Source organism: Microcoleus sp. PH2017_34_RAT_O_A (assembly GCF_020737885.1).
In the GTDB taxonomy this organism is placed as follows: Bacteria; Cyanobacteriota; Cyanobacteriia; order Cyanobacteriales; family Microcoleaceae; genus Microcoleus.
Genome location: NZ_JAEQDD010000159.1, coordinates 1 through 8,678, shown reverse-complemented (window position 1 = coordinate 8,678; position 8,678 = coordinate 1). Strand labels below are relative to the sequence as shown.

Below are 8,678 nucleotides of genomic sequence, written 5' to 3'. Positions count from 1 at the left end.
GTGGCTCAAGCTCAATGCTCCTGAAAAATCCTATCGTTGGGTTAGGGGCTGTTATGAAATAATGCTCAAACTGGAAAGCTTTCCTAGTCGTTGTCCCTTAGCATTAGAAAGTGAGTATTTCGACCTGGAAATACGTCAAATTTTATATGAGAAGAAATATCGTATTTTATTTAGTATCGTAGAAGATGAAAATACTAGAATGGTTGAAATTCACCGCGTTCGTCACAGTTCTCAACAAAATTTTGATTCTTTAAAACAGCTTTTGGATAATGATGAAGAAGAGTAAAATAGAAATAAACTCCATTACCCATTACCTAAAAAAATGATCGCCGCCAAAGAAAACTTTCCTCACATAACCCCAGAAGAATACTTTGCTTGGGAAGAAAAGCAGCTAGAAAAGCATGAGTATATCGACGGTCAAGTGTACGCCATGAGCGGCGGCAGCGTAAACCATAGCCGCATTGCCGTCAGACTCACAACTCTCTTCTCCAATCATCTAGAAAACAGCAGTTGCGAAACAGGAAACTCCGATCTGAGAGTCAACATCGCCGGAACCAAAAACTACACCCATCCTGATGCAAGTGTAACGTGCGACGATCGCGATAAAACCACAACCCAATACATTACCTACCCCTGCTTAATCGTTGAAGTTCTCTCTCCCAGCACTGAGGCCTACGATCGCGGTGGTAAATTTAGAATGTATCGCAGCAACCCTGTCTTACAAGATTATCTATTGGTTAGTTCCACCAGTATCGAAATGGATTTGTATCATAAAAATGATGCTGGTGAATGGATCATTATTAACTACAAAGAAGGTGACACTATCGAACTAAAAAGCATCAATCTTAGTTTTGCGATCGAACAAGTCTATCGCAACCTCGACCTCACCCCAGAAACAACACCTTAAAAGTTGACATATATCATAAAAATAAGGTGATTTACGTCCGGTGAGCGTGTTGGTATTACTACTTTTAAATTAGGAGATTGTTATGATTGCAGCTAGAGAGCAGGAGCGGTACTTTACGCCTGAAGAGTATTTTGCTTGGGAGGAGCAACAATTAGAAAGGCACGAGCTAATCGATGGTCGCGTATGTGCGATGAGTGGGGGCACGCAAAATCATAGTGCGATCGCGGGAAACTTTTTAGTGACGATCAAGCCCCATCTGCGGGGTAGTGGTTGTAAAACATACAATTCTGACTGCCGCGTAAATATCCTCAATACTCGCAACTATACCTATCCCGATCTGAGTGTCACTTGCGATCGGCGAGATAATTCTAGCCCTCAATATATTACCTATCCCTGTTTGATTGTTGAGGTTTTATCGGATAGTACCGAGGCTTACGATCGCGGCAAGAAGTTTGAAAAATATCGCCGCAACCCGAATTTGGTTGATTATGTGTTGGTGAGTTCGGATGAGATGGCGATCGATATTTATCATAAAAATGATGCAGGGGATTGGTTGATTCTGAGCTATCGATCGGGCGATCGCGTGGAGCTTAGAAGTATTGGGTTGAGTTTGGCGATCGAGCAATTTTATGAAGAAATTGTTTTCGAGCAGCAATCTTGAATTTATTATTAAGAGGGCGATGTAATAATATTGATGTAGAGTTCTAAGAAATCTGTTACCGTTTAAAATATTTGTGCAGCATATGCGTCCGAATGTTGATTCTCAGAAGATAGAACGACTGATGCAAGTCTTGGGCAGAGAGGCTCAGGGTTCAGGCTGCATCTATTTTACGGGTGGTGCTAGTGCCCTACTGATTGGATGGCGGAGTTCGACCATTGATATCGATATTCGTCTAGATCCTGAACCCCCAGGCATTTTTGGTGCGATCGCCAAAATCAAACAAGAATTGAATATTAATATCGAACTGGCTTCCCCACAGGATTTCTTACCCACAATTCCGGGGTGGCGCGACAGGAGTATCTTCATTGGCAAATACGGTCAAATCTCGTTTTATCACTATGACTTTATAGCCCAAGCACTCTCCAAAATATCCAGGGGATTCGATCGGGACATTAAAGATGTTCAAGCCATGTACGAACAGAAATTATTTTCCTTAGAAGAACTGCGTAATAGTTTTGAGAGTATTGCACCCGAATTAATCCGATTTCCCTCTCTTAATCCTGATGCGCTCAGAAGCAGAGTTGAGAACTTCATCAAACGTTTTGAAAGTAACATAGAGGATGGACAGTTATGAACTTAAATGAGTTGCCGGGAGCAGAGCTAATTCTACCTGGACTGAACGATCTTCATCATGGTAAAACTAATACAATTGGGTCATTGTTAGTCGCGATCGCGGCAACTCGCCTAGCCGAAGCGGGCTTAGATGTTCCTAAAGATCGTCTGGCCGCAGAGCCAGAATTGACTCTTTATGCCCGCCTTCAAGATGAACGAGATGATGCTTATCCCTACTACAATGCTTTGCTGAATCGCTTGAGTAGCTTTTGCAATGCACTTGAACTTCGTTATATGTGAGAATATGCGATCGATCGGCAGTAACAAAAGGATTTAATTAAAAAAAAAGATGTCGATCGCTGCCGGTGGGCGATCGCTTGTAATTGGATGAAAGCGCGATCGATAAGACTCACCCCAAAATACCTATGAAAACCACGATCGAAATCGATAACTCCCTCATCACTAATGCGCTCCAGGCGACTGGACTCACAGCACAACAAGAAGTTGTCGAACTGGCTCTGAACCTGTTGATCCAAATGAAAAACCAACAGAACCTCCGGGCGCTAAGGGGTAAACTCGCCTGGGACGGCGACCTCGATCGCATGAGAACGGATGCGGAACAATAGGCTTGCTATGAAAAATGTTTGTGTAAATCGTTAGAATAGTAAGTGCCAAAACCAACCAAGGAGAAACCATTGTTAAGCCTAGAAATGGCGATCGAAAAAATCCAACATTTTTCCCCAGAACAACGCAATAAAGTTATTGAATTTATCGAATTTCTAGAATTTCAAGCCAGCCAAACTCAAACGATAGAACAAAAAAACGATGACTCCGATCGAGAACAATCCTTTTTTTGAGCTAGCCGGAATCTGGGAACAAAAAAATATCACCCTAGACGACATTCGCAAAGACGCATGGGGTAAGGATACATTCTATGTAGCTTCACAGAAAAATAGTATTACCGAGTGTTTCTTATGAACTACCGAGACCACATCACGATCGAAGCAAATAAACGCGGTGGTAAGCCTTGTGTACGCGGCTTGCGAATTACAGTTTATGAAGTGCTTGAGTACCTGGCTTCCGAGATGACCGAAGCAGAAATTCTCGACGATTTTCCCGATTTGACACGAGAAGATTTAAAAGCTTGTATAGCTTATGCTGCTGACCGTGAGCGTCGGTTTATGACCGCTACCTTATCCGCATGAAATTACTTTTTGATGAAAACTTGTCGCCCAAGTTGCCGAATCGTTTGAGCGATCTTTTTCCAAATTCACTTCATGTTCGAGATGTGGGCATGAAAGCAACGATCGACCCAATAGTTTGGGATTATGCAAAAGACAATGATTTGATGATTGTCTCGAAAGACGCGGATATGCACGACCTGAGCTTAGTATTTGGGAATCCACCGAAAGTTATTTGGCTTCGACTTGGAAACTGTTCGACATCACAAGTTGAAAATTTGCTGCGTCGGGAGTTCAACGCGATCGAATTATTTTATGAAGATGAGAGTTTATCGCTGCTTGCTTTATCATAATGCACAGCTCGCCCCAGTGTGAGCTCGATTCTAAATGCTCTCTAATCTAAAATATAATGAAGATAGCTTTTTTCAGTGCGACGGCTTAAGTGATTGAGTCAAATCGTGCGGCGAACTCGATCGAGGAAATGAGATTCTGATGGGGAGTTAAGAAGGGGTTGACATACATCCTCGAGCTGCGGTATTATTCGACTATATCCAGTATTGTACTGCAACTGCGATACAATTATAAGTTATGCCGCTTCAATCTTGGGTTGGGACGGTACTTAAAAGTTACTTGTCATCAGAAAAATAAATGTTAAGTTAGTGCTTTCTATTGATTAAGGACACTAGAGGTTAGCAATGTATGACTGTGAGGTTGAGTCAAGTAAAGAATTATGCAATTGCGGCAGTGTAATGAAATGCGAAAAAGCTTTTTCGCACCACTTGTACGATAATGAAGAAAACTCGTATTACACAATTCAAGTCTTTAAAATTCTCACTTGTTTGACCTGTGATTCTGTAACAGTGCTTCTTTACAGTGCGGGAGGTATTGAAGAAGAGGATGAGCAGAACCCAAACGAACCCCAGTTCCGTTGTTATGGGCGGTCTGTTTTATATGCTCCTGCAAGGCAATTACATGATTCAATTCCTCTGTCTATTTCTGAGGTAGTTAAGCAGGCTGAAGCGGTTCTTGCTAGATCACCACGAGCAAGCTTCATCTTGTGCAGGGCAGTGTTAGAAGAAATTTGCAATGACTTTAAAATACCTACTGAAAGCACAAACAATAAAGGCAAAAGCTATTTCATAAAATTACATGACAGGCTCTCTCAATTATTTAAGCAGGAGAAAATGCCAGAAGAATTACAAACAATCATCAACGGTATAAAAGATCTTGGCAATGAAGGCGCACATTCAGATCATCTTGCTTTTGCAAAGCAAGTGAAAGCGCAAGATGCAGAAAATTTACTCACATTAGTAAATTATGTTCTTGAGAGATTATATTTTGACAGGTATCGTCAGCAAGAAGCTGCGGAAACATTGAAGGAGTTAAAGAGTAAAATACCTTTATCGGAACAGTAAACAGCGGCATAACAACCCTAGTGCAGCGGACTTACTAGAGCCTCTGTGTCATCGCAAAGTTCCTGGCAGCCGCTGACTAGGAACGTTATCTCGTAAATGCTGTATGACTTTGGAGATGGTTCGGAAGCTCGATCGATAATTAATAATTCCGCCTAAGATTCTCATTTCCACCCGATGAGTCGGTACAAACCCCACTTAACAACAATAGAACCCCATTCCAACAACAGTAAAGTAAACTGAGAGCAGCCCCATTCGCCCCAGTTGACCTATGCCACGTTGGTTCAATACCGCTGGCCCTTGCCGCGATAACATTCACTATATGTTGCCGGCAACCCGACGCCTCCCGAATTTAGAGCGACTGATTGCTCAGCAAAGCTATTTTGTCATCCACGCACCCCGACAAATTGGTAAAACCACGGCAATGCTGGCTTTGGCCAAGCAACTCACTGACAGCGGACAGTACACTGCGATCGTGGTTTCCGTGGAGTTAGGTTCGCCCTTTAATGACAATCCACAACAAGCCCAAGCGGTCATTTTAAGTTCTTGGCGAAGTGAGGCGCGAGTCTATTTGCCACCGGAGCTCCAGCCACCACCAAAACAAGAAATGGAGGTGGGACAAGGAATTGAAGAAACCTTGCGGCAGTGGGCACAAACTTCACCTCGCCCTTTAGTAGTCTTCATCGATGAAATTGATTCGCTCCAAAATGAAGTATTGCTATCGGTTTTGCGTCAATTACGCAATGGTTATCCCTCTCGTCCTCGTGCGTTTCCGCAATCGGTGGGCTTAATCGGTTTGCGGGATGTTCGCGATTACAAAGTGGCTGCGGGTGGTAGCGATCGCCTAAATACATCCAGTCCGTTTAATATTAAAGTGCGATCGATTACGCTCAGAAATTTTAATGCCTCAGAAGTCGCAGAACTCTACGGGCAACATACCCAAGATACCGGACAAGTTTTTACACCAGAAGCCGTAGCCTTAGCTTTTGAATTAACACAAGGACAACCTTGGTTGGTGAATGCTTTAGCCAAAGAAATCGTCGAAGAATTAGTAACAGATGAATCTATAGAAATTACACCAGAACATATTTTAGAAGCTAAAGAAATTCTGATAAAACGACAAGATACGCATTTAGATAGCTTGGCTGAACGACTCAGAGAAAACCGAGTCAAAGCAATTATCGAGCCGATGTTGGCGGGTTTGGAACTCGGCAATATCCCCAATGATGATATTCAGTTTTTAATCGATTTGGGTTTGTGTAAGATGGACGTTCAGGGTGGATTGACGATCGCCAATCCAATTTATCGCGAAGTTTTGCCCCGCGTGCTCACCGTAACTCCAATGGCCTCTCTGCCCCAAATTGCACCGAGTTGGTTGACATCAGAAGGTAAATTAGATACTCAGGCTTTACTGAAAACTTTTTTAGAATTTTGGTTGCAACATGGCGAACCGTTACTCAAAAGTGCGTCTTACCCCGAAATTGCGCCGCATTTAGTGCTGATGGCGTTTCTGCATCGGGTGATTAATGGTGGCGGAACGTTGGAGAGAGAATATGCGATCGGGCGCGACAGAATGGATTTATGCCTGCGTTATGGTGAGGTAACATTAGGAATTGAACTGAAGGTTTGGCGGACTCGGAAAGTCGATCCGTTGAGTAAAGGGTTGGAACAGTTAGATGGATATTTGGCTCGATTGGGACAAGATGAAGGGTGGTTGGTGATATTCGATCGCAGAGATAATGCACCGGAGTTAGAAGAACGACTGAAAACTGAAATTCAGACTAGCCCAATGGGTCGGTTAATTACAGTGATTCGTGCGTGAAGCAGTTACGATCAATGTGTCGATTTTGGCGATCGCCCAGGGTGTGCGATCGACTTATCATTCTTACTTGTGGAGAAATGTATGACCCAGCGACCAATAGTTCTTATAACTGGTGCAAGTCGGACTATTGGCATCGGATCATCAATTGCCAAAGAATTAGCAAAATCAGGCTGGGATGTCGCTCTGACCTATTGGCAGCCATACGATGCGTCAATGCCTTGGGGCAGCGATCCGAAAGAGGTTCAGTCACTTTGCCACAAACTTGAGCAATTCGGTGTGCGCTCCACAGCGATCGAGGTTGATTTATCCTTGACTGATTCTGCTTCGCGCATATTCGATATTGTTGAGCATGACCTGGGAAACGTTACGGCAATGGTTATTGCTCATTGCCATTCAGTTGATAGTGATATTCTATCCACGTCAGTTGAGAGCTTTGACTTACACTTTGCCGTCAATGCCCGTGCTACTTGGCTATTGATCAAAGAGTTTGGTCAGAGATTCCGAGGGGAAACTGGATCTGGTCGTATTGTTTCGATTACCAGCGACCATACCGCAGGCAATCTCCCCTATGGTGCCAGCAAGGGTGCTATGGATCGGATCGTACTCGCTTCGGCACAGGAATTTAGGTCGCTGGGCATCACTGCGAACGTAATAAATCCAGGTGCGACTGATACTGGCTGGATGTCCGAAGCACTCAAAACTGATGTGCAATCCATCACTCTGTTGGATCGTGTCGGTATGCCACAGGATTGCGCTAATCTAGTCAGATTTCTGTGTTCCAAAGAAGGCGGATGGATCAACAGACAACTGATTTATAGTAATGGTGGTCTTCAGTAACCTTGAGAACGTGAGGTTTTTTAGGCTGCTTAAGACAATTCCCCAAGCTAAAATGGGGTCGTTATCTCGCAAACACTCCCTGACTTTGGAGATGATTCGGAATCTCGATCGAGAATTAAGGATTCCGGCGAAGATTCTCCTTTCCGCCTTATGAGTAGCACAAACCCCCGCTTAACCACAATAGAACGCCATTCCAACAACAGTAAAGTAAACTGATGAGTTCATTTGAACTCGGAACAGTTAAAATAGACAGTAGGTGGAGTGAGTGACCGAAATGCCAACTACTGCTCAGTTAGAGAGTTTATATCGCGTCAGCTATCAGTTGACGTTCATCATGTTGCAACCGATTCATCTGGTTTGTATAGATCGTCGTACTCGAAACGTATACGTTCTAGCTGGATATGGTGAAGACCTTGAGTTTGAAATTGTACCGAATGGGGAGGTATTCTGATGAGCCAAGTGAATTTTGAGGCTATGAGCGATGCCGAATTGAGACGGTACTTTCTGGAAAATCGCCAAGATCGAGCTGCTTGTCAGGCATATTTAGACAGGTTCAGTCAGCGTCCGAAATCAATCATTGCAAGCCCAAGCGATCCCGATTTTGACGCAAAAATTCAGGCCGCAATTCGGCAGAAATTAGAAGCATCGCCTAGTAGCCAGCCAGCTAACAGCACAGTGGAACGGACGGAATAGAGTCACCTTGGAGATGATTTGGAAGCTCGATCGAGAGTTTGACATACAGAAAATTGGTGCTTTTATAATTTAGGCAATAAAAAATAACTTTTGCTAAATTGTTAACAACACTCAAAAAAAGTGAACACCATGCTTAACCTCTCCCGTAGCCGTCCCCTGAACCAATTTCAACAGGAAGCTCCTGAGTTGCTTCATCAGTTTGAAATAGATAAAACACCAATCGTAATTACCATTAATGGTAAAGCGGTTGCTGTGCTTCAGGATGCGGAAAGTTATGAAAAACTACTTAATCGGTTAGAACTTCTTGAAACTCTTGCAGGTATTCGTCAAAGCTTAGGGGAATTCGATCGAGGCGAAGGGGTTTCTATTCATCAAGCTTTTGAAGAGCTTCAAAAAAAATATGACCTACCGAGTTGAGATATCTCCTACTGCTATTCATGACATAGAAAATATATTTTTGTGGCTCAAGCTCAATGCTCCTGAAAAATCCTATCGTTGGGTTAGGGGCTGTTATGAAATAATGCTCAAACTGGAAAGCTTTCCTAGTCGTTGT

15 protein-coding genes are annotated in these 8,678 nt (G+C 43.3%); all 15 read left to right on the top strand.

Features of this window, described 5'->3' with window-relative positions; translation table 11 throughout:
• Positions 1-286: type II toxin-antitoxin system RelE/ParE family toxin (locus JGK11_RS31560; RefSeq protein WP_293186933.1), on the top strand; the 286-nt coding region annotated here is incomplete at its 5' end.
• Between the two features lie 36 nt (positions 287-322).
• Entirely contained in the window at positions 323-907 is a 585-nt protein-coding gene (locus JGK11_RS31555) for a Uma2 family endonuclease (protein ID WP_293199264.1), read from the top strand.
• A gap of 82 nt (positions 908-989) precedes the next feature.
• Positions 990-1,568, top strand: coding sequence for a Uma2 family endonuclease (locus JGK11_RS31550; RefSeq protein WP_293186931.1), 579 nt, complete (start codon positions 990-992; stop codon positions 1,566-1,568).
• 82 nt (positions 1,569-1,650) lie between these two features.
• The gene (locus JGK11_RS31545; protein ID WP_293186935.1) at positions 1,651-2,202 is read left to right on the top strand and encodes a DUF6036 family nucleotidyltransferase; all 552 of its coding nucleotides are present in this window, start codon (positions 1,651-1,653) and stop codon (positions 2,200-2,202) included.
• Complete coding sequence (locus JGK11_RS31540) at positions 2,199-2,480, top strand: hypothetical protein (RefSeq protein WP_293199268.1); 282 nt, start codon at positions 2,199-2,201, stop codon at positions 2,478-2,480. The genes JGK11_RS31545 and JGK11_RS31540 overlap by 4 nt, the downstream gene beginning before the upstream one ends.
• A gap of 125 nt (positions 2,481-2,605) precedes the next feature.
• Positions 2,606-2,806, top strand: coding sequence for a type II toxin-antitoxin system VapB family antitoxin (locus JGK11_RS31535; protein WP_293193923.1), 201 nt, complete (start codon positions 2,606-2,608; stop codon positions 2,804-2,806).
• Positions 2,807-2,848: 42 nt separating this feature from the next.
• Positions 2,849-3,037: a hypothetical protein gene (locus JGK11_RS31530; RefSeq protein ID WP_293214344.1), complete on the top strand. Its 189-nt coding sequence runs from the start codon at positions 2,849-2,851 to the stop codon at positions 3,035-3,037.
• Complete coding sequence (locus JGK11_RS31525; protein WP_293214342.1) at positions 3,006-3,158, top strand: hypothetical protein; 153 nt, start codon at positions 3,006-3,008, stop codon at positions 3,156-3,158. Before JGK11_RS31530 ends, JGK11_RS31525 begins: the two co-directional genes overlap by 32 nt.
• Positions 3,155-3,385, top strand: a complete 231-nt coding sequence (locus JGK11_RS31520) for a DUF433 domain-containing protein (protein WP_096829650.1) — start codon at positions 3,155-3,157, stop codon at positions 3,383-3,385. Before JGK11_RS31525 ends, JGK11_RS31520 begins: the two co-directional genes overlap by 4 nt.
• Complete coding sequence (locus JGK11_RS31515) at positions 3,382-3,714, top strand: DUF5615 family PIN-like protein (protein ID WP_293214340.1); 333 nt, start codon at positions 3,382-3,384, stop codon at positions 3,712-3,714. Before JGK11_RS31520 ends, JGK11_RS31515 begins: the two co-directional genes overlap by 4 nt.
• Before the next feature lie 396 nt (positions 3,715-4,110).
• Positions 4,111-4,776, top strand: a complete 666-nt coding sequence (locus tag JGK11_RS31510) for a DUF4145 domain-containing protein (RefSeq protein WP_293214338.1) — start codon at positions 4,111-4,113, stop codon at positions 4,774-4,776.
• Positions 4,777-5,044: 268 nt separating this feature from the next.
• Positions 5,045-6,595 carry an ATP-binding protein gene (locus JGK11_RS31505; RefSeq protein ID WP_293214336.1) on the top strand — a complete coding sequence of 517 codons (1,551 nt, stop codon included), beginning with the start codon at positions 5,045-5,047 and terminating at the stop codon, positions 6,593-6,595.
• Positions 6,596-6,676: 81 nt separating this feature from the next.
• Complete coding sequence (locus JGK11_RS31500) at positions 6,677-7,432, top strand: SDR family oxidoreductase (RefSeq protein ID WP_293186925.1); 756 nt, start codon at positions 6,677-6,679, stop codon at positions 7,430-7,432.
• 450 nt (positions 7,433-7,882) lie between these two features.
• Entirely contained in the window at positions 7,883-8,125 is a 243-nt protein-coding gene (locus JGK11_RS31495) for a hypothetical protein (RefSeq protein WP_293186924.1), read from the top strand.
• Positions 8,126-8,254: 129 nt separating this feature from the next.
• The gene (locus JGK11_RS31490; RefSeq protein ID WP_293186934.1) at positions 8,255-8,542 is read left to right on the top strand and encodes a type II toxin-antitoxin system Phd/YefM family antitoxin; all 288 of its coding nucleotides are present in this window, start codon (positions 8,255-8,257) and stop codon (positions 8,540-8,542) included.
• Positions 8,543-8,678: the final 136 nt, after the last annotated feature.

What these genes read in the sequence shown, in the direction of transcription:
- JGK11_RS31555 (WP_293199264.1), top strand. Translation starts at nt 323, where the DNA reads ATGATCGCCGCCAAAGAAAACTTTCCTCACATAACCCCAGAAGAATAC.
- JGK11_RS31510 (WP_293214338.1), top strand. Translation starts at nt 4,111, where the DNA reads ATGAAATGCGAAAAAGCTTTTTCGCACCACTTGTACGATAATGAAGAA.
- JGK11_RS31515 (WP_293214340.1), top strand. Translation starts at nt 3,382, where the DNA reads ATGAAATTACTTTTTGATGAAAACTTGTCGCCCAAGTTGCCGAATCGT.
- JGK11_RS31540 (WP_293199268.1), top strand. Translation starts at nt 2,199, where the DNA reads ATGAACTTAAATGAGTTGCCGGGAGCAGAGCTAATTCTACCTGGACTG.
- JGK11_RS31550 (WP_293186931.1), top strand. Translation starts at nt 990, where the DNA reads ATGATTGCAGCTAGAGAGCAGGAGCGGTACTTTACGCCTGAAGAGTAT.
- JGK11_RS31545 (WP_293186935.1), top strand. Translation starts at nt 1,651, where the DNA reads ATGCGTCCGAATGTTGATTCTCAGAAGATAGAACGACTGATGCAAGTC.
- JGK11_RS31505 (WP_293214336.1), top strand. Translation starts at nt 5,045, where the DNA reads ATGCCACGTTGGTTCAATACCGCTGGCCCTTGCCGCGATAACATTCAC.
- JGK11_RS31525 (WP_293214342.1), top strand. Translation starts at nt 3,006, where the DNA reads ATGACTCCGATCGAGAACAATCCTTTTTTTGAGCTAGCCGGAATCTGG.
- JGK11_RS31520 (WP_096829650.1), top strand. Translation starts at nt 3,155, where the DNA reads ATGAACTACCGAGACCACATCACGATCGAAGCAAATAAACGCGGTGGT.
- JGK11_RS31500 (WP_293186925.1), top strand. Translation starts at nt 6,677, where the DNA reads ATGACCCAGCGACCAATAGTTCTTATAACTGGTGCAAGTCGGACTATT.
- JGK11_RS31495 (WP_293186924.1), top strand. Translation starts at nt 7,883, where the DNA reads ATGAGCCAAGTGAATTTTGAGGCTATGAGCGATGCCGAATTGAGACGG.
- JGK11_RS31490 (WP_293186934.1), top strand. Translation starts at nt 8,255, where the DNA reads ATGCTTAACCTCTCCCGTAGCCGTCCCCTGAACCAATTTCAACAGGAA.
- JGK11_RS31535 (WP_293193923.1), top strand. Translation starts at nt 2,606, where the DNA reads ATGAAAACCACGATCGAAATCGATAACTCCCTCATCACTAATGCGCTC.